The 24,122-nt window shown below is 66.2% G+C and carries 23 protein-coding genes and 1 pseudogene; 10 read left to right on the top strand and 14 right to left on the bottom strand.

The features are described 5' to 3' along the window. Positions 1-44 precede the first annotated feature (44 nt). From sucC to VL15_RS01215, 6 genes are all read left to right on the top strand, one after another. Entirely contained in the window at positions 45-1,211 is a 1,167-nt protein-coding gene (gene sucC, locus VL15_RS01240) for an ADP-forming succinate--CoA ligase subunit beta (RefSeq protein ID WP_048242663.1), read from the top strand. A 67-nt stretch (positions 1,212-1,278) separates the two neighbouring features. Continuing rightward, positions 1,279-2,160, top strand: coding sequence for a succinate--CoA ligase subunit alpha (sucD, locus tag VL15_RS01235; protein WP_010090788.1), 882 nt, complete (start codon positions 1,279-1,281; stop codon positions 2,158-2,160). Positions 2,161-2,317: 157 nt separating this feature from the next. Continuing rightward, complete coding sequence (locus tag VL15_RS01230; RefSeq protein WP_048242799.1) at positions 2,318-3,022, top strand: TerC family protein; 705 nt, start codon at positions 2,318-2,320, stop codon at positions 3,020-3,022. A 97-nt stretch (positions 3,023-3,119) separates the two neighbouring features. Then, a complete protein-coding gene (locus tag VL15_RS01225) occupies positions 3,120-3,716 on the top strand; it encodes a pilin (RefSeq protein ID WP_048242662.1) in 597 nt (198 codons plus the stop codon). 156 nt (positions 3,717-3,872) lie between these two features. Beyond that, entirely contained in the window at positions 3,873-5,651 is a 1,779-nt protein-coding gene (locus VL15_RS01220) for a PglL family O-oligosaccharyltransferase (RefSeq protein ID WP_048242798.1), read from the top strand. 293 nt (positions 5,652-5,944) lie between these two features. After that, positions 5,945-6,295 (top strand): energy transducer TonB family protein, encoded by a 351-nt coding sequence (locus VL15_RS01215; protein WP_048242661.1) that lies wholly within the window; start codon positions 5,945-5,947, stop codon positions 6,293-6,295. 148 nt (positions 6,296-6,443) lie between these two features. On the opposite strand, the gene VL15_RS01210 is transcribed toward VL15_RS01215, so the two are convergent. Then, positions 6,444-6,791, bottom strand: coding sequence for a hypothetical protein (locus tag VL15_RS01210; protein WP_048242660.1), 348 nt, complete (start codon positions 6,789-6,791; stop codon positions 6,444-6,446). A 401-nt stretch (positions 6,792-7,192) separates the two neighbouring features. Next, entirely contained in the window at positions 7,193-7,672 is a 480-nt protein-coding gene (gene moaC / locus VL15_RS01205; protein WP_048242659.1) for a cyclic pyranopterin monophosphate synthase MoaC, read from the bottom strand. Between the two features lie 9 nt (positions 7,673-7,681). Here moaC (VL15_RS01205) and VL15_RS43030 point away from each other — a divergent pair. After that, positions 7,682-7,759: pseudogene (locus VL15_RS43030) on the top strand (energy transducer TonB); the annotation flags it as partial. 105 nt (positions 7,760-7,864) lie between these two features. On the opposite strand, the gene VL15_RS01200 reads toward VL15_RS43030, so the two are convergent. The 6 genes from VL15_RS01200 to moaC (VL15_RS01175) form a co-directional block, all read right to left on the bottom strand. Further along, on the bottom strand, positions 7,865-9,070 hold the full coding sequence (locus tag VL15_RS01200; RefSeq protein WP_048242658.1) for a hypothetical protein: 1,206 nt from the start codon (positions 9,068-9,070) through the stop codon (positions 7,865-7,867). A gap of 147 nt (positions 9,071-9,217) precedes the next feature. Next, complete coding sequence (locus tag VL15_RS01195; protein WP_048242796.1) at positions 9,218-10,411, bottom strand: WD40/YVTN/BNR-like repeat-containing protein; 1,194 nt, start codon at positions 10,409-10,411, stop codon at positions 9,218-9,220. Positions 10,412-10,682: 271 nt separating this feature from the next. Further along, positions 10,683-11,843, bottom strand: a complete 1,161-nt coding sequence (locus VL15_RS01190; protein WP_048242795.1) for a WD40/YVTN/BNR-like repeat-containing protein — start codon at positions 11,841-11,843, stop codon at positions 10,683-10,685. Positions 11,844-11,919: 76 nt separating this feature from the next. Next, the gene (locus VL15_RS01185) at positions 11,920-12,840 is read right to left on the bottom strand and encodes a hypothetical protein (protein ID WP_048242657.1); all 921 of its coding nucleotides are present in this window, start codon (positions 12,838-12,840) and stop codon (positions 11,920-11,922) included. Then, positions 12,833-15,520: a type VI secretion system Vgr family protein gene (locus tag VL15_RS01180; RefSeq protein WP_048242656.1), complete on the bottom strand. Its 2,688-nt coding sequence runs from the start codon at positions 15,518-15,520 to the stop codon at positions 12,833-12,835. The genes VL15_RS01185 and VL15_RS01180 overlap by 8 nt, the downstream gene beginning before the upstream one ends. A gap of 114 nt (positions 15,521-15,634) precedes the next feature. After that, a complete protein-coding gene (moaC, locus tag VL15_RS01175; protein ID WP_048242655.1) occupies positions 15,635-16,123 on the bottom strand; it encodes a cyclic pyranopterin monophosphate synthase MoaC in 489 nt (162 codons plus the stop codon). Between the two features lie 178 nt (positions 16,124-16,301). Here moaC (VL15_RS01175) and VL15_RS01170 point away from each other — a divergent pair, with 178 nt between their 5' ends. Further along, entirely contained in the window at positions 16,302-17,996 is a 1,695-nt protein-coding gene (locus VL15_RS01170; protein ID WP_048242654.1) for a M48 family metalloprotease, read from the top strand. A gap of 39 nt (positions 17,997-18,035) precedes the next feature. On the opposite strand, the gene VL15_RS01165 is transcribed toward VL15_RS01170, so the two are convergent. From VL15_RS01165 to VL15_RS01140, 6 genes are all read right to left on the bottom strand, one after another. Beyond that, entirely contained in the window at positions 18,036-18,623 is a 588-nt protein-coding gene (locus VL15_RS01165) for a DUF2946 family protein (RefSeq protein WP_048242653.1), read from the bottom strand. Beyond that, on the bottom strand, positions 18,616-19,653 hold the full coding sequence (locus tag VL15_RS01160) for a hydrolase (protein ID WP_048242652.1): 1,038 nt from the start codon (positions 19,651-19,653) through the stop codon (positions 18,616-18,618). The genes VL15_RS01165 and VL15_RS01160 overlap by 8 nt, the downstream gene beginning before the upstream one ends. A gap of 34 nt (positions 19,654-19,687) precedes the next feature. After that, positions 19,688-20,134, bottom strand: coding sequence for a nuclear transport factor 2 family protein (locus tag VL15_RS01155; protein ID WP_034178922.1), 447 nt, complete (start codon positions 20,132-20,134; stop codon positions 19,688-19,690). A gap of 115 nt (positions 20,135-20,249) precedes the next feature. Next, positions 20,250-21,287, bottom strand: a complete 1,038-nt coding sequence (gene waaF, locus VL15_RS01150; protein WP_027785312.1) for a lipopolysaccharide heptosyltransferase II — start codon at positions 21,285-21,287, stop codon at positions 20,250-20,252. 140 nt (positions 21,288-21,427) lie between these two features. Then, positions 21,428-21,622 carry a zinc-finger domain-containing protein gene (locus tag VL15_RS01145; RefSeq protein WP_006749970.1) on the bottom strand — a complete coding sequence of 65 codons (195 nt, stop codon included), beginning with the start codon at positions 21,620-21,622 and terminating at the stop codon, positions 21,428-21,430. A 50-nt stretch (positions 21,623-21,672) separates the two neighbouring features. Then, positions 21,673-22,596 carry a branched-chain amino acid transaminase gene (locus tag VL15_RS01140; protein ID WP_048242651.1) on the bottom strand — a complete coding sequence of 308 codons (924 nt, stop codon included), beginning with the start codon at positions 22,594-22,596 and terminating at the stop codon, positions 21,673-21,675. Positions 22,597-22,790: 194 nt separating this feature from the next. Between VL15_RS01140 and VL15_RS01135 the strand changes: the two genes are divergently transcribed. Then, entirely contained in the window at positions 22,791-23,546 is a 756-nt protein-coding gene (locus tag VL15_RS01135; protein WP_048242650.1) for an AzlC family ABC transporter permease, read from the top strand. After that, positions 23,543-23,866, top strand: coding sequence for an AzlD domain-containing protein (locus VL15_RS01130; RefSeq protein ID WP_048242649.1), 324 nt, complete (start codon positions 23,543-23,545; stop codon positions 23,864-23,866). Before VL15_RS01135 ends, VL15_RS01130 begins: the two co-directional genes overlap by 4 nt. Positions 23,867-24,122: the final 256 nt, after the last annotated feature.

Below are 24,122 nucleotides of genomic sequence, written 5' to 3'. Positions count from 1 at the left end.
TTAAGCGACTTTTCATCCAACTCTCAGACTGAAGGGAATCACGCATGAAGATTCACGAGTACCAGGGTAAGGAAATCCTGCGGAAATTCGGAGTCGCGGTACCGCGCGGCAAGCCGGCGTTCTCGGTTGACGAGGCCGTCAAGGTGGCGGAAGAGCTGGGCGGCCCGGTTTGGGTCGTGAAGGCTCAGATTCACGCGGGTGGCCGTGGCAAGGGCGGCGGCGTGAAGGTGGCGAAGTCGATCGAGCAGGTTCGCGAATACGCGAACCAGATCCTCGGCATGCAGCTCGTCACGCACCAGACCGGTCCGGAAGGCCAGAAGGTCAACCGTCTGATGGTCGAAGAAGGCGCCGACATCAAGCAGGAACTGTATGTCAGCCTCGTCGTTGATCGCGTGACGCAAAAGATCGTTCTGATGGGTTCGAGCGAAGGCGGCATGGACATCGAGGAAGTTGCCGAAAAGCACCCGGAACTGATCCACAAGGTCATCGTCGAGCCGTCGACCGGCTTGCTCGACGCGCAGGCCGACGACCTCGCCGCGAAGATCGGCGTGCCGGCTGCTTCGATTCCGCAAGCGCGTGCCATCCTGCAAGGCCTGTACAAGGCATTCTGGGAAACCGACGCGTCGCTGGCCGAAATCAACCCGCTGAACGTCTCCGGCGACGGCAAGGTCATCGCACTCGACGCGAAGTTCAACTTCGACTCGAACGCGCTGTTCCGTCATCCGGAAATCGTCGCGTACCGCGATCTGGACGAAGAAGATCCGGCTGAAATCGAAGCGTCGAAGTTCGACCTCGCGTACATCTCGCTCGACGGCAACATCGGCTGTCTCGTGAACGGCGCAGGCCTGGCGATGGCGACGATGGACACCATCAAGCTGTTCGGCGGCGAGCCGGCGAACTTCCTGGACGTCGGCGGTGGCGCGACGACCGAGAAGGTCACGGAAGCGTTCAAGCTGATGCTGAAGAACCCGGACCTGAAGGCGATCCTCGTGAACATCTTCGGCGGCATCATGCGCTGCGACGTGATCGCGGAAGGCGTGATCGCCGGTTCGAAGGCCGTGAACCTGAAGGTGCCGCTCGTCGTGCGCATGAAGGGCACGAACGAGGACCTCGGCAAGAAGATGCTGGCCGACTCGGGCCTGCCGATCATCTCGGCGGACAGCATGGAAGAAGCCGCGCAGAAGGTCGTCGCGGCTGCCGAAGGCAAGTAAGCGCGCTATTGAACACGCATGGCGGCGCGGCTTGCACGCGACGCCAATCGAACAGAGGTCAAAATACATGTCGATTCTGATCAACAAGGACACGAAGGTCATCACGCAGGGCATTACCGGCAAAACCGGTCAGTTCCATACGCGCGCCTGCCGTGAATACGCAAACGGCCGCGAAGCATTCGTCGCGGGCGTGAACCCGAAGAAGGCCGGCGAAGATTTCGAAGGCATTCCGATCTACGCAAGCGTCAAGGAAGCGAAGGCAGAAACCGGCGCGACCGTGTCGGTCATCTACGTTCCGCCGGCAGGCGCGGCCGCTGCGATCTGGGAAGCGGTCGAAGCCGATCTGGATCTCGCGATCTGCATCACGGAAGGCATTCCCGTCCGCGACATGATCGAAGTGAAGGACCGCATGCGCCGCGAAGGCCGCAAGACGCTGCTGCTCGGGCCGAACTGCCCGGGCACGATCACGCCGGACGAACTGAAGATCGGCATCATGCCGGGTCACATCCACCGCAAGGGCCGCATCGGCGTCGTGTCGCGTTCGGGCACGCTGACGTATGAAGCCGTTGCGCAGCTGACGGCACTCGGCCTCGGCCAGTCGTCGGCAGTCGGTATCGGCGGCGACCCGATCAACGGTCTGAAGCACATCGACGTGATGAAGATGTTCAACGACGATCCGGATACGGATGCGGTCGTGATGATCGGCGAAATCGGCGGTCCGGACGAAGCCAACGCTGCTCAGTGGATCAAGGACAACATGAAGAAGCCGGTCGTCGGCTTCATCGCGGGCGTCACGGCGCCCCCGGGCAAGCGCATGGGCCACGCCGGCGCGCTGATCTCGGGCGGTGCGGATACGGCCGAAGCGAAGCTGGAAATCATGGAAGCGTGCGGCATCACCGTCACGCGCAACCCGTCGGAAATGGGCCGTCTGCTGAAGAAGGCGCTGTAATATTTCCACGTGGGTTCGTCCTGCAGAAAACGCCGGCTTTGCCGGCGTTTTTTGTTATGCTCGCGCAATGAATTCGTAAGCACCGGGCATGCGTCGCGCATGTGCCGGCGATGAACCGGGCCGCCCGCCGGGCGGCCAAGCCCTGCACATCTTCCCCATGCTCGAATTCCTCGCGTCGCTGCACTGGGGCGCCGTTCTCCAGATCGTCATCATCGATATCCTGCTCGGCGGCGACAACGCGGTCGTGATCGCGCTCGCCTGCCGCAACCTGCCGGCGAGCCAGCGGCTGCGCGGCGTCGTCTGGGGTACCGCCGGGGCGATCCTGCTGCGCGTCGCGCTGATCACCTTCGCGGTCGCGCTGCTCGATGTGCCGTTCCTGAAGATCGGCGGCGGGCTGCTGCTGCTGTGGATCGGCGTCAAGCTGATGGCGCCGGCCGCCGACGCGCACGATCACATCAAGCCGGCCGACCGGCTGTGGGACGCCGTGAAGACGATCGTGATCGCCGATGCGGTGATGAGCCTCGACAACGTGATTGCCATCGCAGGCGCGTCCGAGCAGGCTGATCCGTCGCATCGGATGGCGCTCGTGATCTTCGGGCTCGTCGTCAGCGTGCCGATCATCGTGTGGGGCAGCACGCTGGTGCTGAAACTGCTCGACCGCTTCCCCATCGTCGTCACGCTCGGCGCCGCGCTGCTCGGCTGGATCGCGGGCGGGCTGATCGTGAACGACCCCGTCGGCGACCGCTGGCCGGTGCTCGATACGGCACCCGCGATCTACGGCGCGAGCATGGCCGGCGCACTGTTCGTCGTGGCGGCCGGCTACGCGCTCAGGCGGCGCCGCGGCGCACCGCACGCGCACTGACACTGGCCGTCCGGCCGACTGCCGGGTTCGCGGCCCGCTGGCTACGATCGAGACGCCTGCCTTTACCGACAGGCGTTTTTCGTTTCCGGAGCCTGCCATGTTCGAAGCCTTTTCCGTTTCCCTGTTCCGTCGCGTGGCCGCCGATCTGCGGCGCGCGAACCGGCCGTCGCCGCGCTGGCGGCCGGCCGGCTTTACGCTGATCGAGTTGATGATCGTGCTGGCGATCGTCGGCGTGATCGCGGCCTATGCGATTCCCGCGTACCAGGATTACCTTGCGCGCTCGCGCGTCGGCGAGGGGCTCGCGCTCGCGTCGTCCGCGCGGCTCGCGGTCGCCGACAACGCGGCGAGCGGCGCGAGCCTCGACGGCGGCTACAGTCCGCCGGCCGCGACCCGCAACGTCGAATCCGTCGCGATCGACGGCGAAACCGGCCAGATCACGGTCGCGTTCACCACCCGCGTTGCCGCAACCGGCACGAATACGCTGGTGCTCGTGCCGTCCGCGCCCGACAAGGCCGACACGCCCACCGCGCGCGTGCCGCTCAAAAAGGGTGCGCTGCAAGCCGGTACGATCGCGTGGGAGTGCTTCGCCGCGGGCAAGGATGCGTCGTCGCTGCCGGCGCCGGGGGCCGGGCCATTGCCGGGCGACGCCGCGACGCTGCCTGCGAAATACGCACCGGCCGAGTGCCGCGCGTAGCGCCGGCGGGGGCGCCGTGCGGCGGCGCGCGCGGCATGCCGGCCGCCGCTTCGGCCGGCCGGGGCGGTCGCCCCGCACCCGGTCGCGGCGCGACCGCGCCGCACAGAGGGGGGAAAGTTTTGTATAGTGCGCCGGTTGCTGACATCCGGTTCGCTCATGCCTTCTACTTTTTCCCGTTCGTTGTCGCTCGTTGCGCTGGCTGTCGCCTTGATCGTGCCGTATGCGATCACGAATCACACGTATCCGATCCCGACCTTCTATTCCGAGTTTTCCGCGCTGGTGCTGTATCTGCTGGTGGGGCTGTCGGTCGTGCTGCTCGTGCGCACGGGCCGCCCTGCCGAGCCGTTTGCCGCGCCGGCCGCGTTCGTCGTGCCGCTCGGGTTCGCCGTGGTGCTCATCGCGCAGGTCGCGCTGATCCCGCTCAAGGTGCCGTCGATGAACTGGCTGGCGCTCGGCTATCTCGCCGCCGCGCTGGTCGCGATGCAGGCCGGCTACGCGCTCGCGCGCGACGGGTTGGCCGAAGTCGTTTCGCGGATGATGGCCGGTGCGCTGCTCGTCGGCGGCGTGTTCGCGGTCGGCACCCAGATCGTGCAGATGTTCCACCTCGAGTCGGCTGTGTCGCCGTTCGTCGTGATGTACAACGTCGCGGTCGATCGCCGTCCGTACGGCAACATGGCGCAGGCGAACCATCTGGCCACCTACATCGCGTTCGCGCTCGCGGGCGCGCTGTATCTCGTGCAGACGCGCCGGCTCGCGGTATGGGCGTGGCTCGCGCTGTCGCTCGTGCTGTCGGTCGGTCTCGCGCTGACGGTGTCGCGCGGGCCGTGGCTGCAGGTCGCGGTGATGGTCGTCGCGGGCTTCTGGATGGCGTGGCTCGAATCGCGCCGCGCGCCGGGCAATGCGCGCGCGTGGCTGATTCCGGTCGTGCTCGCGGTTGCGTTCATCGCGGTGAACGTCGCGGTGCGCTGGGCCAACGTGCACTATCACCTGAATCTCGCGGAGTCGGCGGCCGACCGGATGCGCGACGCGGGGCAGATCGCGCCGCGCCTCGCGCTGTGGAAGTACGGGCTCGCGATGTTCCGCGAGCATCCGCTGCTCGGCGTCGGCTGGGGCGAGTTTCCGTCGCACCAGTTTGCGCTCGTGCGCACGCTCGGCGGCGTCGAGATCGCGAACAACTCGCACGACATCTTCATCGACCTGCTCGCGAAGTCCGGCCTGATCGGCCTCGGCGTGCTCGTCGTCACGCTCGTGATGTGGTTCGTGCGGGCGCTGCGCGCGCCGCAGTCGAGCATGCGCGTGTTCGGCTTCGCGCTGATCGGCATCCTGCTGATGCATGCGCTCGTCGAGTATCCGCAGCAGTACATGTTCTTCCTGCTGCCGGCGATGTTCGTGATCGGTCTGCTCGACGTGAAGCCGCTGCGCATCCTGCCGGGGCGCGCGGCATTCGGGCTGTTCGCGGTGCTGTCGTTCGGCGGCGTGCTCGCGGCGGTGCCGGTGCTGCGCGACTACCAGCGTGCGGAAGTGCTGTATTACGGCAGCGACCCGGCCGCGCAGTACCGCGATGCGCCGTCGCTGCTGTTCGGCGCGTGGGGCGATTACGGTGCGGCCACGCTGCTCGCGATTTCGCCGGAAGACTTGCCGGCCAAGCTCGCCGCGCATGAACGCGCGATCGCGCTGCTGCCCGGCGAGACGGTGCTGCGTCGTTATGCGGCGCTGCAGGCGCTGGACGGCCGCGAAGCCGACGCGCTCGATACCGTCGCGCGCCTGCATGTGTTTGCGAAGGAGCTGAAGGACTGGCCGCAACAACTTGCGTCGCTGTACAAGCTGTGCGACCAGCAGCCGGCGCTGAAGGCGTTCAAGGCGGCCGTCGTCGCGAAGTACGGTGAAGTTCCCGCCGATGCGGCCGACGATTCGGACGACGACGATTCGGATTGACGCGCGCAGCGGTCGCCGGAACGGGGAATTCCGGCGCGAGCCGCGTCGCGGCGCATGACGGCGGTGGCGGTCGGGCAGATCGGCCGGCGCGAGCCGCGAATCCGGCCCGGTATCGATTACCTCGTGAATGGCGGGGATTCCGGTCGATCGCGCGTCGATTCGCGTCAACCATTGTCAAATCGCGGCCGTTGGCTGGGTGGCGCGTGCACAATGCGATGCACGTGACGCGGGGGCGATGTGATTCGGTACGCGGCGCGTTCGTCCAGAACAGCACTGAAGAACGATATTCGACCATGACCATTCGCTCGACCTATCTGATCCTGCCCGCCGTCGCGATGCTGTTTTCCGGCTGCGCGATGCTGTCGTCGTCGCAGGAAAGCAAGCTGACGTGCCACATTCCGCGTGCCGTCTATCCGGACACCGCGAAGCCGCTCACGCGTCCGGCAACCGTGCTCGTGCGCGCGCTGATGACGACGTCCGGCGAAGCGCAGAACGTCACCGTGACGACGAGCAGCCGCAACGCGACCGCCGATCGCGCGGCCGTCGATGCGATGACGCACGCGACCTGCGCGCAGACGGGCGCGACCGCGAATCCGTTCCTGTTGACCCAGCCGTTCGTGTTCGAGCCGCGGCGCGGCGAGTGACGAGCCCGGCGGGTTTGTCACGAAGCGGGCCGATCGTTCAGTCGGAGGCGTCGCTCGCGTTCGTTTCAATCAAAAACAAAGACCGCTTCGACATCGACGAAGCGGCCTTCATTCGACCCGATCGTCCGGGCCGGATCAAGAAACGACTTCAAGCAGCCTGAGCGGGTTTGAGAACCGTCTCCAGTTGGGCTTGCAATTGGTCGAGGTTAAATCGGGATTCGACGCGCTCGACCACATAACCCTTTCCTGCCAATTCCCGGATATACATCTTGTTGTAGATCACGGCAAAGACGATCCAGGGAATGAAGGCGCCGAACCCGAGCGTCACCAATGCGACGCCGAACGTGACGAGGATGTTGATCGCAGCCCACTTGAAGTCACCGCGGAAAATGGCCGGGAAACATCCGAAACACAGGGTGGTCCATGAAAATCCGACCGGCGCGTTCCTGATGGTCCCGAAATTCGGTTGTTTGAATACTATGGTCGAGTGAGCCATAAAACCCCGTAGTGTCGTTTGTTATGAATTCAATGCTTACAGAATTCTACACGTACGCTTACGGAAGACAAGACATCGGGGCGACGCAGAGCGTGGCGAGGCGTAGGCGGGCGAAAGTCATTCCGGCGCCGGGCCATGCATTTACCCGGAGACGGAAAGTATGGGCAGCACGAATCGTTTCGAGGCCATGCGTTCACTGCCTTTATCGGATTCAATTCAATTAACGCGCAGTCGGAAGCAGCCGCACGCTTAATCGGCGGACAGGAAGCCGTTCGGCAAAAAGCTGATTCGCATTGCTGGTGGATCGCAGGCGAATATCGAATAGAGCCTGTTCGTGTGAAACCAGCATCAGGCCGCACGTGTGACCAATTTGCTCCGGAAGCCGGCGCGCAATCGATGCATTACTCTTCCGCCTTCCAGTCCCCCGACTTGCCGCCGCGCTTTTCGCGCACGCTCACGTCGGTGATCACCATCCCGCGATCGACGGCCTTGCACATGTCGTAGACGGTCAGCAGCCCGACCTGCACGGCGGTCAGCGCTTCCATCTCGACGCCGGTGCGGCCGAACGTTTCGACCTGCACGACGCAGTGGACGCCCGGCAGCGTGTCGTCGAGTTCGAAGTCGACGGCCACGCGCGTCAGCGCGAGCGGGTGGCACAGCGGAATGAGGTCGGCCGTGCGCTTGGCGCCCTGGATGGCTGCGATGCGCGCGACGCCGAGCACGTCGCCTTTCTTGGCCTTGCCGTCGCGGATCAGCGCGAACGTGGCCGGCAGCATCCGGATCGTGCCGCGCGCGATCGCGATGCGTTGGGTTTCCTGCTTGCCGCCGACGTCGACCATATGCGCATGGCCGGCGGCATCGAAATGGGCGAGTCCTGACATGTCATGCCCTGCGTGCAGACCGGCGCAACCGCGAATCCGTTCCTGCTGACCCAACCGTTCGTGTTCGAGCCGCAACGCGGCCGGTGACGCGCGCGCGACTTGCGGTCCGGTTTCGCTTCCGGCCGGCCGCACCGTTTCACGTAACCGTCGAAAGTCGATATGCGCGGCCGTCGCGGCACGCGCGCTCGATGCTCAGTGCTGCGGCATCAGGTTCGCGCCGCGGCAGGCCGGCTCGGCCGCATTGTGCAGCCCGAGCATCGTGAACCCGTTGCGCTCCTGGCGAATCAGCGCATAGCGCCGCGCGACGGTTTCCCCGCTCTTGCCCGTCAGATCCAGTTCGACCTGAAAGCGGTCCTTGCCGTCCGAGCAGCCGCGCACGGGGCCGTACGCGAACCCGGTATCGGGCGCCTTGCTTTCCGTGTTGAACGCTTGCCGGGCTTTCAGCGCGGCCGCGGCGTCGGCGGGCTCGCTCCATTCGCGCGCCGGCGCATCGTCCGCCTTCAGCCACTCGTCGACGAAATCGCGGCCGTTGAGCGCGACGGGCTGCACGCGTTGCACGGTATCGCCGTCGACGCGGTAGCGGAAAATGCCGGGCCGCGTCATCACGTCGCTGTCGAGCGAGCCGACCGTCGTGCGCAGCTCGAAGCCGTCGGGGCGCACCTTGAAGCGGAGCGCGTTGTCGTCGAGTACGTAGCCGTGCTCGGTATGGAACAGCGTGCGTTGCGCGGCCGAGCCGTTTGCCGGGGCGACCACGTCCGCGCCGAACCGGCTCCAGCGCGACGAGCACCACGGCGTACCGTGGACGACCGCGACCTGGCCGCCGGGCAGCGCCGAGAACCAGAAGCCGCCGCCGTAGGCACCGCCGATGTCCTTGTAGTCGTCGGCCTGCCAGCGCAGCACGCGCCGCCAGCCGCCGTTCTCCCATGCGTACGCGGTGAGCAGGTTGTCGTCGCCGCATGCGATGTCGAAGCCGGCGCGCACGAAGAGGAGCGGGCGGGACGTGCCGCCGCGTTCGACGTCGACGTCCGGATTGCGGCCGAACGCCGATTCGCCGTTTTTCGCCTGGACGGATTGGGCCGGCACGCCGAGCGCGGCCGCGAGTGTACGTTTCAGCGCAACCGGTTCAACGTGTTCGTCGCTGCACGCGAGCCGCGCGTCGATCGCGCCGACGAGCGCCTGCTTGTATGCGCGAAGCGCGTCGCGCAGCGGCGGCGAGATATCGACGTTGCCGCCGCCGTCGCCTTGCGGATTGCGGACCTGCTGGACGCGCTGCTGCGCGTCGATTGCCGCGCGCGCGGCGGTGTCTGCGGCGGGGCAGGTGCCGGCGGCGAGCGCGGCGGCCGGTGCGGCGCAGACGATGGAAAGCGCCAGTGTCGCGCGGGTCAGCATTTTTTTCATCTAGGCTTTTCTTCGTTCTCTTGTTCGTTCTCTTGTTCGTTCAGGACGGAAAGCGGCTGGCCGGATACCTAACCGGAATCGAGACTCGATGCGGAATTGCGTGAAGCTTGAGCAATTCGGCCGGTCGCCGAGACTTCCGGCGCATGGTCAGAAGGTCCGCTTCTTCAGCGTGAATGCGTGCAGCCAGTACAACGTGTTGGTCTGGGCGTCGAAGTAGCCGCCTTGTGCGCTCTTGTCGGTCGTTTGATCCCACGACTTGCCGGCGTTGGTGCTGCTGAACGTCAGGTCGATCGGTGCGCCGCCACTGCGGCCGTCACTGCCCGTGTTCGGGTCGGTGGCATAGACGAGCAGGAGGCCGTCGCGACCGACGCTCAGGCTGTCGAGCCTGAACTTCTCGTCGAAGGTGCGCAGTTGCTGCACGGACTCGGGATGATCGCTCGTCCACGTGGAAATGGCGCCCGTGCGGCGGCCATTGTCGCGAACCTCGCCGTTCTGCGGCTTGTCGAGGCGCGACAGCACGTACAGCGAATAGCGTGATGTCGGCCCCGGCGTGGTGTCGAGGGCGGTGACGATCTGGCCCGGCAACACGGTATCCGTCACGAACGCGTGCTGCTCCCAGTCGAGCCGGTCGATCACGCTGTGCGCCGGCGCGTCGACAGTCTGAGCGACGTGGTACGCGATGCGCAGCACGCCGTCAGGGCCAAGGCTGATGGCATTGAAATTCTTGCGCGTCTTGCCGGCGACATGCGCATCGGCCGGCACGTCGATCGCCTGCCACGAGTTTCCGCTATCGGAAGTCCGCCATACGCGCGGCCCCCAGCCGATCGCGTAGCCGCGCTGCGGGTTGATGAAGAGCAGGCGGTCGATGTTCTGGCCTTCGGGCCATTGAAGCGGCAACCATGTCTGGCCGCCATTGGTCGACTTCCACAGCTTCGTGGTTTGTGGTGCGTCGCCGCCTTGCGCCTCGGGGGCTTTGTAGTTCATCCACGACGTGCTGATGAACTGAACCGACCAATCCGGCGAGTACCACCAGGCGGCATCCTGGCCGACTTGCTGGAAATGACGTTTCATCCCGCCATCGACGGTTCCCCGGAAGAAGCTGATCGTCATGCGGTTCAGCAATTCGCCGGTGTCGTTCATCCACGCTTCGGTCGGCTCGGCCCGTTGGGGGGCCCTCAGCTCGGATGCCGGCTTGAACGTGACCTCGGGAAGGGCGAGCCTTACGCTCATCACCTGGTTTCCGTTGATGCGGTAGTTGCCGCCGCCATACGACGTGTCGTCCTGCATGAATCGCGTCGAGATCGTTTCCCAGCCTGTTGTCGTCCGAACGTATCCGTACATTGCAATTGCCAGGACGACGACGATTCCGACGATCCCGTTCCGGCGCGTGTGCTTTTGCATGTCAGTTGGCATGCGATCGTCAGGGCACACGTCCGGCCCGGGACGAGCCGGTATCTGACGCTGAGGGACGAGGCGTGGGAAGCGGTGTCACGATTGCATCGTATGGGCGCAGACGGGTTGCCAGCCCTGTCGGGCCATTGCGGCCGATCGAAGGCCGAGGAACCGAGGCGCGATCAGCGACACGGGCTCCGCGGCAAACGCATCGGAATGGTCAGAACTGCCGTTTCTTGAGCGTATAGGCGACCAACGAATACAGCGTATTCGTTTGAGCGTTGAAATATCCGCCCTGGGTCGCCTTTTCCTTGGTCTGACTCCAGGTTTTTCCCGCATCGCTGCTGATGAACGTGAGATCGATCGGCGCGCCGTTCCGATTGGGATCTGTCGCGTACACGAGCAACAATCCGTCCCGGCCGACGCTCAAGCTATCGAGCGTCAACGTTTCGTCAAACGCATGCAACTGTTGAACATGCTCGGGCGTGCTGCTCGTCCAAGTCGAAATTGCACCGACTCGTTGGCCCTTGTCGGCGGGATCGTCGAAGTTTCGCGGTTCGCCGACGCGCGACAGCGCGTAAAGCGCGTAGTGGCCTGACGTGACGGGTGACGACGACAGGTTGACGATGACCTGTCCGGGGAGGGCGGCATCGGCGGTGAACCCGGATTGCTCCCAATCCAGCCGGTAGACGACGCTTCCCGCGGGAGCGTGATCGGATTGTGCGACGTGGTACGCCACGCGCAACGTACCGTCCGGGCCGAGATCGATGCCGTCAAAGGTACGGCGAGGTTTGCCGGCCTTCGCGGCACCCGGCGGCAGTTCGATTTCCCGCCACGATTGACCGCCGTCGGCAGTGCGCCACACGTGCGGGCCCCAACCGATCGCATAGCCGCGCTGCGGATCGAGAAACAGCAGCCGACCGATGTTCCGATCTTCGGGCCACGCGAGCTGGGCCCAGTCGCGTCCGCCGTTGGACGACTTCCAGAGCCTGGTCACCTGCGGCGTCAGACCGTCGGCAGGCTGAGGCGACTTGTAGTCCATCCAGCCGGTGCTGATGAATTGGACTGTCCAGTCCTTGGCGTGCCACCAGGCGGCGTTCTGACCCACCTGTTTGAAATGGCGCGTCATGTCACCGTTCACCGGGCCGCGCCAGAGTTCGACCGACGTCCGGTTCAGCGTTTCGCGACTGTCATTCATCCAGGTTTCGGCCGGCTCGGCCTTTTCCTTGTCTTTCCATTCCGCGTACGGCTTGAAGGTGATTTCAGGATCGCTGATCTTCAGCGTGATCGCCTCGTTTCCCGAGATCACGAAGTCGCCGCCGCCGTAAGGCTTGCTGTTCTTCATGAAATTGTTGGAAACGACCTGCCAGTCATTCGACATATATGAGTACCCGACAATCAAGACAATGAGCATGACTGCCGCACCCAGCGACAGCTTCAGGAATTTTCTCGTCATTTCATTTCGACATCAGTTTGTCGAGTGCCCGGGCCACAGGATCGACGACGTGTTCGTTGACGGCGTTGCTTGCTGCGTTTCCTGCGGCCTTTGCGTAATCCACCGTGTTGTCGATATATTGCTTGCTGACACCGACACCGCTGTCGTACGCCTGATACAGCGTTCTGACATCGCCCCATTCCTGGGTATTGGGCTCGCCCAGAATTTTGACCATATCGAGCGGCCCGAGTCCGGCCAGGCCGCCGTCGAGGTACGCGAGTGGGTGGGTCTTGAACGCAAACGTCTTGAACGTGTAGTCGTCCAGTTCCAGCGAGTACTGCGGGACGTTCATCGCGCAGGTACCGCTGTTCGCCTTCTTGCCTCTGATGGAAATGGTGTCCCCGCGCATGTTCTGCTGCAGCCCCTGTTCCATGTAGTGCTGGAGAAACCAGCGCGCGCTTGCCAGCCAGGCCTTGCCTGTATCGGTCAGCCGCGGTGCGAGTTTTGCGCCGTAGTTCGAGCAGTAGTAATAGCCATAGCTGACGTAATATCCCGGCGGCTTATGCCCGCATCCGATATGGCGCATCATGAAATTGCCATGGCGCGACCAGTCGGAATTGGTGCTTCCCAGTTTGATCAGGTCCTCGCGCCGGTGCAGCAGGCGACGGGCGACCTCCTTGTCCTTCCACGGATCCCATGAAGTCGCAAACGTCTTGACCGTCTCCCAGATACTCGATTTGCTGACCTTCTCGACGGTCTCCCAATATTCGCCATGAAGTGGCTGGTAGTAGAACGTGCAAGTGCCGATGACAGCATCCGCAGCCGGCGTTACATGCTTGTCGCAGATATTGATATCGACCTTCGGCCGATCCTTGTATCCCGTCGGCGTCAGCATCCCCGAACCGGCGCCCAGTACGTTCTTTTCCTGTTGTCCGTCAGCCATTCGATTTCCCTAGAAACTTGACGACGACGTCATGCGGCACGTGGCTCTGCGTAAGCCCCGTCTCTCCTGCCGCGTTGGTGACGCCTTCCGAGAGCAGCTTGCCGTTCGAGAACATCTGGTACCGCGTGTTCGCGACCGGAATGTCGGTGCCGGCCCAGTGCGCGATGAACGCCTGATCGTAGTTGCCGGTCGAGTTCGGCAGCGTCGGCATGGTTTGCGACAGGTGCGTGGGACCGCTGAACGCGTGCTGCGCGCCCTTGATGTCGATCTTGCCGGGCGCGTGCACTTCGATGTTGCCGTCCGCGATGCGGATGTAGGCGCCGCCGGACGTCAGCAGGATTTCCTTCGCCGCGGCGCCTTCGATCGACTCGGTGACCGCCATCAGCTTCAGCGCCTTCTGCGCGGTCAACTCGATGTTGTCCGCGTGCGCCTGGATTTCGACCTTGCCCTTGCCGGCGAACAGTTTCATCCCCGCGTTCTGCGCGAACAGGCTGATCCGGTCGAGGACGCTCGCAATCAGCGACTTCCCGGCGGCGACGTGCGTGCTTTGCCCGCTGACGAGGTTGATGTGCTGGTCCGCGGCGAGCTGCGTGGACTGCTGCGTGGACATGCCGATGCCGGCCGGGCTGCCGAACAGCATCACCGGCTCCTTGAACGCATTGGCGCTGCCGGTTCCGCCGCCGGCGGTTCGGCCGCCGGATGCACTGCCGCTCACGCTGTTTTGCGTCGCGTCGGTGAACCGCTTCAGCGCCGCGTGGCCGGGGTCGAGCGATTCGCCCTGATGCTGTGCGCTGACATCCGACATCGCCTCCATCAGGCCTTCCGCGCGAACGAGTTGCTGTTGCGTCTCTTCGACGTCGAGCGGTTGGCTTGCCGGCTGTTTCGGATACGTCGTGACGTACAGGCCGCGGTTCGCGCGCACGGCGCCGTATGCGTCGGACCGCAGGTCGAAGCCGCTGCCGAGATAGCTGCCGCGGTTGTTGCCCGTGTGGTCGATCAGGTAGCCGAGGTGCAGGTGTGCGTTGGTCTGGCTGCTGTACAGGTGCACGCGGTTCTGCGACGTCGCGTCGTCGAGGACCAGCTGGTTGTAGCCGGCGCCCGCGTATTCCCTGGACCGGTATCCGGACAGGATCCCGTTGGTGTGCCACTGCGGACTCGTCGCGCCGTTGTACACCTTGCCGACGATGATCGGGCGATCGCAGTCGCCACCGACGAAATCGACCAGCACTTCCTCGCCGCTGCGGTGCGGGTGAACGGCGCCATAGCCGTTGCCTGAATCCGACGACACGGCACGCAGCCAGCACGACGCTTTCTCGTCGCCGTCGTTGAGACGGTCCCAATGGAAGCGGACCTTGACCCGGTTGAGTTCGTCGGTGTGGACTTCCTCGCCTTGCGGCGCGACGACGATCGCCGATTGCAGGTGCATCGGCGGTTTCGCGTGGTCGAGCGGGCTGCGGAACGGCACCGTCGTGCGCTGCGCTTCGACGCTGATCCGAAAAAAACCTTCGCTGCCGTCAGGATGGCGAACGCGCGACGGGTCGCCGCCGCTGGCCTGCACGATGCTGCCGACCTCGGCCTGCAGGCTGTGCGGGAACGCGGCCTGCCCGTCGGCGACGGGCAGGTTGTTGACGATGATCCATGCGGTCTCGATCACGGCGAATTCGCGCTGGCCGGCATCGTCCTTGTCGTGTTCGGGGTGATCCGCGAACTCGAACGTGCGTCCCGCATCCATGCGTCGCACGCCGCCGACGCCGTGAAAGCGCTTCGCGTGCGACTCCTGCTCCTCCATCCAGATCTTCGACAGATGGTCGCCGCGAGACTGCTCGGGGTAGGTGTAGCCGCCCGTGTATTCGTAGACTTCGAGTTGCTGCGGCAGGTCGCCCTGGTTCGCGATCGTCGGCGTATGGGTCGCTTTCGGATTCGACGCGGTGGGCGGCTGCTTGTAGTCGAACGTGCGCGTGGTGCGCGCGACGCTTCGCAGCGTGCGCGTACCGGAGAACTGGACGAGCGTGTCGGCCTCGTCGCCCGTGCCGGCGTGGTGAAAGCGCACGGTGCGCGGCGACAGCGCGGGCAACGCGTCGATGCGGTCGACGATGACGAGCTGATGCGACTTGCCGTCCTTGTCCTGTTCCCAGAAGCCGTACAGGCCTTCCGATTCCATCAGGCGATGCACGAAATTCCAGTCGTCTTCGTATTGCATGCAGAACGAGCGGGGCGGCAGCGGCTGGTAGAGCTTGAAGGTGAAGCGGCCCTTGGCCTGCGGATGCTGGTTCAGCACGTCGGCGATGATGTCGTCCGCGGCCCGGTCCTGCCAGATGCGCTGATCGCGGCGGAACTTCAGGAAGTGCAGGAACGACGCGAAGACGATCTGATAGTGCGTGACGCCGCTGTCCGATCCGAGCCGGCGGGCGGCATGCACGTAGCCGTGGTGCGGCGCGTACGACTGGTCGGCCTGCTGGATCCACAGCGTGACCGGCTGCGCGATCAGTTTCTTGAGTTCGAGGTTGTCGGACACCGAGACGGTATCGACAGTGAACTCGAAATGACGCCCGAGCCGCGATCGTCCCTTGACGCGATGCGGCAGCAGGACGTCGGGGCCGAGCGGCGTATCCAGTTTGACAAGCCGTTCATGCTGAACCGGACCGGCCAACAACGCGCTTCTTGACGCTTGTGAATTCATCACCAGTGCTCGCTCTTTTTGTGCTGGTTCGCACGCTCTCTCGTGCGGAATTCAGTAATTGTATGAGATAACCGGGTTTATCCCGAATTTGCCGGCTGGCGGCGTCCCGGCCGTTCAACCCGCGACGTCTTCCGCCTTCCAGTCCCCCGACTTGCCGCCGCGCTTTTCGCGCACGCTCACGTCGGTGATCACCATTCCGCGATCGACGGCCTTGCACATGTCGTAGACGGTCAGCAGCCCGACCTGGACGGCGGTCAGCGCTTCCATCTCGACGCCGGTGCGGCCGAACGTTTCGACCTGGACGACGCAGTGGACGCCCGGCAGCGTGTCGTCGAGTTCGAAGTCGACGGCCACGCGCGTCAGCGCGAGCGGGTGGCACAGCGGAATGAGGTCGGCCGTGCGCTTGGCGCCCTGGATGGCCGCGATGCGCGCGACGCCGAGCACGTCGCCTTTCTTGGCCTTGCCGTCGCGGATCAGCGCGAACGTGGCCGGCAGCATCCGGATCGTGCCGCGCGCGATCGCGATGCGTTGGGTTTCCTGCTTGCCGCCGACGTCGACCATATGCGCATGGCCGGCGGCATCGAAATGGGTGAGTCCTGACATGTCATGCTCCGTCTCAACGGGCGCCTATCATAGCAGCGGCGTTCGCGTCGCCGGAGGCGCAGATGACGCATGCGCGGCACGAGACAGTCGCCGCGGCGCCGGTACAATGACCCGAATATTCTGACCAAACGCCGCGATGCGCGCCCGGCGCGCGGGACGGCGTTGTTTTCATCCTGCCATGCGTGTCAAACAGTTGCTTGCCGTGTCGCTGTCGGCGGCGCTCGCGCTACCGCCGAGCGGCCATGCGCAGAGCGCGTCCGCGCCGCCGCTCGAGCCGGCGACCGGCGACGCCCGGTCGATTTCCACGGTGCCGTCCGGCATCGCGGCCGGCGTTTTCGGCACCTACGGCGGCGCGGAGAGCCGGTTTTCGGATACGGGCGGCGCGTCGGCGCCGGCCGCGAGCCTGCGCGCGCCGCTTCGCGCGCTCGAGCTGCCTGACCTCGGCGACGGCTCCGGCGGTTCGCTGACGCCGCGGGCCGAGCGCCGGCTCGGCGAGCGCGTGATGCGCGAAGTGCGGCGCGACCCCGACTATCTCGACGACTGGCTCGTACGCGACTACCTGAACGCGATGGCGGCGCGCCTCGCGGCCGCGGCGGCCGCGCGCTTCATCGGCGGCTATACGCCGGACTTCGACCTGTTCCCGGTGCGCGATCCGCAGATCAACGCGTTTTCGATGCCGGGCGGCTTCATCGGGATCAACAGCGGGCTCGTCGTCACGACGCAGACGGAGTCGGAGCTTGCATCGGTGGTCGGTCACGAGATGGGGCACGTGCTGCAGCGGCACATCGCACGGATGATCGGCGCGAGCGAGAAGACGGGCTACACGGCGCTGGCGACGATGCTGCTCGGCGTGCTGGCCGGCGTACTCGCGAGAAGCGGCGATCTCGGCAGCGCGATCGCCGTGGGCGGGCAGGCGTACGCGGTGGACAACCAACTGCGCTTCTCGCGTTCGGCCGAGCGCGAGGCCGATCGCGTCGGCTTCCAGTTGCTCGCGGGCGCGGGTTACGACCCGTACGGGATGCCGGGCTTCTTCGAACGGCTCGACCGCGCGTCGATGGGCGATGCGGGCGTGCCGGCCTATGCGCGCACGCACCCGCTGACCGGCGAGCGGATCGCCGACATGGAGGATCGCGCGCGCCGCGCGCCGTACCGGCAGCCGCGCCAGTCGGCCGAATACGGGTTCGTGCGCGCGCGGCTGCGCATCCTGCAGAACCGCGCGCCGACCGACATCGCGGCCGAAGCGCGCCGGATGCAGCTCGAGATCGACGACCGCACCGCGCCGAACGTCGTGGCGAACTGGTACGGCATCGCGCTCGCGAACACGCTGCTCGGTCAGTACGACGCGGCAGACAAGGCGCTTGCAGCGGCACGCGGCGCATTCGATGCGCGCGAGCGGCGCGAGGACGATCCGGTGATGAGTTCGCCGAGCCTCGACGTGCTGGCCGCCGACATCGCGCGCCGCGCGGGCCGGACCGACGACGCGGTGCGGCTCGCGGCGCTCGCGCAGCGGCGCTGGCCGGCGTCGCACGCGGCAATCGTCGCGCACCTGCAGGCGCTGATCGCCGCGCGCCGTTTCGCCGAAGCGCAGGCGCTCGCCCGCACGCAGGCGAAGGCCGATCCCGAGCAGCCGGACTGGTGGGACTACCTCGCGAAGGCAAGCGACGGCAAGGGCGACGAGCTTGCGCGGCGCCGCGCGCTCGCGGAGAAGCTCGCGCTCGACGGCGCGTGGCCGGCGGCGATTCGCCAGTTGAAGGAAGCGCGCGATGCGAAGGACGTGTCGTTCTACGAGCAGTCGATCATCGGCGCGCGGCTGCTGGAATTCGAGGCGCGCTACAAGGAAGAGCGCGAGGACGACAAGAATGGCCGAGGGTAGCGGCCCGTGCAGGGCGAACGCGGGCGGGGCGGCGGCGGATCAGTCGCCGCTGTCGGCGGCGTCGCGCGCCCGCCGCGCCGGACTCGCGACGTAACCGAACCGCGCGGGCACGTCCGCGCAGACGATGGTGTCGAGCGGCAGCGTGCGGCCGTCGCGCCAGCGCAGCACCGGCGGCGCGGCGTCGAAGTCCGCGTGATCGGCGAACAGCCCGAGGTCGTGGTCGTGCAGCGCTGCGATGCGCGGCGGCGTGCCCGCATCGCGGAACAGCACGCCGCCCCCGTCGTCGAGCCAGGCTTCGTCCGGTTCGAACGGCGCGCCCGTCTGGTCGGTGAGCGTGAGCTGTCCGTCGCGCTCGGCGAGCCGGACGACCCACGGCGTATAGGCGAGCTCGACGTACACGCGCTGCGGCCCGTTCTGGAAGAACCACTGGCCCTGCGCGTCGCATTCGTAGTTGCGGCCGATGAACGCGTTCAGCGCCGCATGCCGGATCGGCGAGCCGAGTTCGCCGGCCGCCTGCGCCGCGTCGTCGCGCAGCCGCCATTCGCCGCGCCGGTCGAGCAGCAGCCAGCCGGTGCAGTGCGGCACGTTCGGCCATTTGGCGAGCGCCTGCCTGACGATGTCATCCATGGTCGACGAATTTCGAGCAATAGCCGAACACCCGCGCCGACAGCCAGTCGAGGCGGCCGGGGAACGGCCCGGTCATGAATCCCGCGTGGCCGCCGTCCGCGGGCTGGTCGAGCTCGACGGCCGGCGACACGTCGGCCGGCCCCGGCAGCGCCGACTCGGGCAGGAACGGGTCGTTGCGGGCGTTGAGGATCAGCGTCGGCACGTCGATCGCGGGCAGCAGCGGCCGCGTCGTCGCTTTCGTCCAGTAGTCGTCGGCGTCCGCGAAACCGTGCAGCGGCGCGGTCACGATTTCGTCGAAGTCGCGCATCGTCACGGCCTGCAGCATCGCGTCGCGGTCGAACAGCCCCGGGTACTGGTCGAGCTTCGTGAGCGCCTTGCGCTTGAGCGTCTTCAGGAAGCTGCGCGTGTAGACCATCGCGAACCCCTGCGACAGCGCGCGGCCGCCCGCGTGCACGTCGATCGGCGTCGAGATCGCGGCGGCCGCCCGCAGGATCGATGTATCGCTGCGATGCTCGCCGAGCCAGCGCAGCAGCACGTTGCCGCCGAGCGACACGCCGGCCGCGACCAGCGGCCCGCGATGTTGCGCGGCCAGCCGGCGCAGGATCCAGTCGACCTCGGCGCTGTCGGCAAGATGATAGAAGCGCGGCTGGCGGTTGATCTCGCCGCTGCAACTGCGGAAGTGCGGCACGACGGCGTGCCAGCCCTTCGCGCGCGCGGCGGCCATCATCGCGAGCGCGTAGTGTGAGCCGGAGCTGCCTTCGAGGCCGTGGAACAGCACGAACAGCGGCGCATCGGGCGGCGGCGCCGCGCTGTCGAGATGGGCGACCCAGTCGAGATCGATGAAGTCGTGATCGGGCGTTTCCCATCGCTCTCGCCGGTATGCGACAGCCGGACGCCGCGCGAACAGCGCGGGCACGATGGTTTGCGCATGGCTGTTCGGCAGCCAGCGTGGTGCGCGATAGCGCAGTGTGTCGTCGTCTGGGGCCGGAGCCCCGGTCAGCGGCGAGGTGGGCGGAGAAGCCGTACTCATGATCGCCCCGCGTATGCGTTGCTTCGTCTTTTCGTCAGTGCAGCGGGCCCTGCCCATGACGGATCTTCGCGGCGAACTGCCCGGCCGCTTGTTCGGGAATCGGGCTCGCGTGGATGTGCGCGATGCGCCACTCGCCGCGTTCGTGGATCATCACGTACGTCGCGAAAACCATGTCGGGTTCGGCCGTCAGGTCGGCCTGCTGATGCGCCTCGGCGATCGTATAGACGACCGTGCCGAGACTGTCGTACACGCGGATGTCGAGCGGTTCGATCGTCACGGGGCGCGTCGCGAGCCGGTTGGCGAGCCCGCTGCGGATCTGGTCGAGGCCGTGCAGATGCTCGCCGTCCGCCCACACGCAGCTGGCGAAATCCTCGTCGATCCACAACGCCAGCAGCGCGTCGAGATTGGCATCGGCGACGGCCTGATAGTAGGCGTTCAGCGTATCGGCAGCGGCTTCGAAGAGGCGGGCAAAACGTGGCATCGGGGTTATCTCTCGCGCGCGTCGCGCGCCGTATTCAGCACGGCGGCCCGGATGGGGCCGCCGTACACCGGTGAATCGGATTGCCCGGCGCGTCGTGCGACGCTGCCGGTCAGGGTCAGCGCTGCCCGACGAGCATGCCGCGCAAATCGCCGAATACCTGCTCGGGACCGAGTTCGCGCAGGCACTTCAGGTGGCCGAGCGGGCACTCGCGTTCAAAGCAGGGACTGCATTCGAGATGCAGCCATTGTACCTTCGCCAGGTCCGACAGCGGAGGGGTGTGGCGCGGATCGGTCGATCCGTACAGCGCGACGAGCGGCCGTCGCAGCGCGGCGGCGACGTGCATCAGCCCCGAATCGTTGGTGACGACGGCGTTCGCGCGCGCGATCAGCGCGCACGCCTCGGACAGCGACGTCTGCCCGCACAGGTTGCGCACGTTCGGCGCGTGGTCGGCGATCGCCTGCGCGGCCGCGGCGTCCTTCTGCGAGCCGAGCGCGACGATCTGCGTGTACGGGAACGACTGGTGCACGATCGTCGCGAGCGACGCGAAGTGCTCGGGCGGCCAGCGCTTGGCCGGGCCGTATTCGGCGCCCGGGCAGAACACGACGAGCGGCTTGCGTGTATCGAGATTGAAACGCGCGGACACGCGCGCTGTTTCGTTCAGGTCCGCGTCGAGGCGCGGCGCGGGCAGCGTCTTCATCGACTCGGGCAGCTTCGCGCCCGGCGCGTAGGCGAGCGCCGCGTAGTGGGTCGTCATCGGCGGCCGCTCGCCCGACTTGGTCGGGTTCGCGTGCCGCACGTTCAGCAGCCCGTAGCGGTGCTCGCCCGTGTAGCCGATCCGCAGCGGGATGTTCGCGAGCCACGGGATCACCGCGGACTTCAGCGAATTCGGCAGCACGTACGCCGCGTCGTAGCCGACGTCGCGCAGGTCGCTCGCGAGCTGCCAGCGGCGCAGCAGTTGCAGCTTGCCGTGCGCGAGATCGGTCGCGTAGACATCGTGGATCTCGGGCATCCGCTCGAGCACGGGCGCGACCCACGAGGGCGCGACCGCATCGATCGCGATGCGGGGATGGAGTTTCTTCAGCAGCGCAAAAAGCGGCTGCGCCATCAATGCGTCACCGATCCAATTCGGTGCGATAACCAGCGCTCGACGCATCAGGTCGACTTCCGATGTCGTAATGAAGCACGGCGCGCGGGCGCCGCGTTCGGGTTGCCAGAATGGAGAAGGGCGGCGCGCCGGGCATCCGGCTGCGCCGCCTCGCGAGTCGGCGGGCCCGCGGGCCCGGCCGCCCGGGCTCAGTGGCCCTTGACGACCTCGCCGTCGCGCAGCTTGTAGCGCGTGCCGCAGTACGGGCAGCGTGCCTCGCCGTGAGAGACGTCGATGAAGACGCGCGGGTGCGCGCTCCAGCGCGCCATGGCCGGGTTCGGGCAGTACGCGGGAAGATCCTTGGCCGTCAGCTCGACCAGCGGCATTTCCTTGATTTCACTCATGAGACTTTCTCTTATCACTCTTTTGTGGGGCGGTCGGGGGCGCGGCGCGCTCAGACCTTCGTCAGCCAGTGCGCATACTTCGCGTTCTTGCCCGTCACGATATCGAAAAACGCAGACTGGAGCTTTTCCGTGACGGGGCCGCGCGCGCCGCTGCCGATCGTGCGGTTGTCGAGCTCGCGGATCGGCGTGACTTCAGCGGCGGTGCCGGTGAAGAACGCTTCGTCGGCCGTGTAGACCTCGTCGCGCGTGATGCGCTTCTCGATCACCTCGATGCCGGCATCCTTCGCGAGCGTGATGATCGTGTCGCGCGTGATGCCGTCGAGGCACGACGACAGGTCGGGCGTGTACAGCTTGCCGTTGTTCACGAGGAAGAAGTTCTCGCCCGAGCCTTCCGACACGTAGCCGTCGACGTCGAGCAGCAGCGCTTCGTCGTAGCCGTCGGCCGTCGCTTCCTGGTTCGCCAGGATCGAGTTCACGTACCAGCCCGACGCCTTCGCGCGCACCATCGACACGTTCACGTGGTGGCGCGTGAACGACGACGTCTTCACGCGGATGCCCTTCGCGAGGCCGTCCTCGCCGAGGTACGCGCCCCACGGCCACGCGGCGATCGCGACGTGGATCGTGTTGCCCTTCGCCGACACGCCGAGCTTTTCCGAGCCGACCCAGATGATCGGGCGCAGGTAGCCCGACTCGAGCTTGTTCTCGCGCACGACTTCGAGCTGCGCGGCTTCGAGCGTTTCACGGTCGAACGGCACGTCCATCTGGAAGATCTTCGCCGAATTCAGCAGACGTTTCGTGTGCTCGCGCAGGCGGAAGATCGCCGTGCTGCCGTCGGCCGCCTTGTACGCGCGCACGCCCTCGAAGACGCCCATGCCGTAGTGCAGCGTGTGGGTCAGGACGTGGATCTTGGCGTCGCGCCAGTCGATCAGCTTGCCGTCCATCCAGATCTTGCCGTCGCGGTCGGCCATTGACATAGGATTCTCCTGGGATGCGGTTGTGTGCAGCGTTGAGCCGGAAAGACGCTTATTTTAGCGTCATTTGGTGACGACCCGGTCGGTCGGCGCGGGGGCGGCGCTATAATCGCCCGGTACCGATTCCAATAACGATGGGGCGTACCGGCAGGAGGCGCCGGCGTCCCGACGAACCGCCCGCTGCGGCCCGCTTTCCCATGCTCGCTCGATTGTCCGCCACCGACCGCTTCGCGCTGATCCAGGGCGCGCGCGACTATTCCCCGACACTGATGGCGATCCTGTCCTGGGGGCTCGTCACCGGCATCGCGATGAGCAAGTCGGTCATGACGCTCGGGCAGGCGAGCGCGATGTCGCTGCTCGTCTACGCGGGCTCGTCGCAGCTCGCGGTGCTGCCGCTCCTTGCGGCGAAGCTGCCGATCTGGACCGTGCTGCTCACGGCCGCGATGGTCAACACGCGTTTCGTGATCTTCAGCGCCGGGCTTGCTCCCCATTTTTCCTACCTGCCGCTGTGGCGGCGTCTCGCGATCGGCTATTTCAACGGCGACGTGATCTACCTGCTGTTCCAGAAACAGGGCTTCGCATACGGCCAGGTGCCGGGCAAGGAAGCGTATTTCTGGGGGATGGCGCTCGCGAGCTGGGTGTCGTGGCAGGTGTCGTCGCTCGCCGGCATCCTGCTCGCGAGCTTCTTCCCCGCGAGCTGGGGCCTCGAGCTGGCCGGCACGCTCGCGCTGATCCCGATCATGGTGTCGGCGGTCGCGAACCGCTCGACGCTCGCGGCCGTCGCGGTCGCGGGCATCGTGTCGCTCGTCGCGTTCGACCTGCCGTACCGGCTCGCGCTGCCGTTGGCGGTGCTCGCCGCGCTCGCGGCCGGCTGCTCGGCCGATTTCTTCGTCGAGCGGGCCGACTGGCGGCGCATCCGCACCGAAACCGTGCACGAAAAGGAGATCGAATGAGCGCGACGGAGATCTGGATCGTCATCGTCGGGATGACGATCGTCACGGCCGTCACGCGCGCACTGTTCCTGATCGGCGGCGAGCGCACCGTGCTGCCGGAACGCGCGCAGCGCGCGCTGCGCTACGCGCCGGCGGCCGCGCTCGTCGCCGTCGTGCTGCCCGACGTGCTCGAAACGCCGGCCGGGCTGTCGTTCGCGCTGTCCAACCATCCGTTCTACGCGGCGCTCGCCGGCCTCGGCTGGTTTTTGTGGCGGCGCAGCATGCTCGGCACGATCGTCGTCGGGATGCTCGTCTTCACCGTGCTGCGCGTGATCTTCTGATGGGCCGCCGTTCCGGCCGGCCGGGCGCCTGCCGCCCGCGCGGCTGCATTGCTGCGTTGCGGCAATGTGTCCGTTCCCGCACGCGATCCCAAATAGGCGGAATTCGCCGCCGCACGGGTCAGTCTGCCGGGTGGATCGGCTAGAATGCCCGTTCGAGATTTTTTACCCGTGCGCGTCATGCGAACCGCCAGCCACGGCCGCATCCGGCGCCCTTTCGCGGCAGCCCGCGCACATCCAGCGTGAACCCCCTTTCCCC

This window comes from Burkholderia cepacia (assembly GCF_001039005.1).
Classification (GTDB): Bacteria; Pseudomonadota; Gammaproteobacteria; order Burkholderiales; family Burkholderiaceae; genus Burkholderia; species Burkholderia theae.
This window is presented reverse-complemented; position numbering and strand designations above follow the sequence as displayed.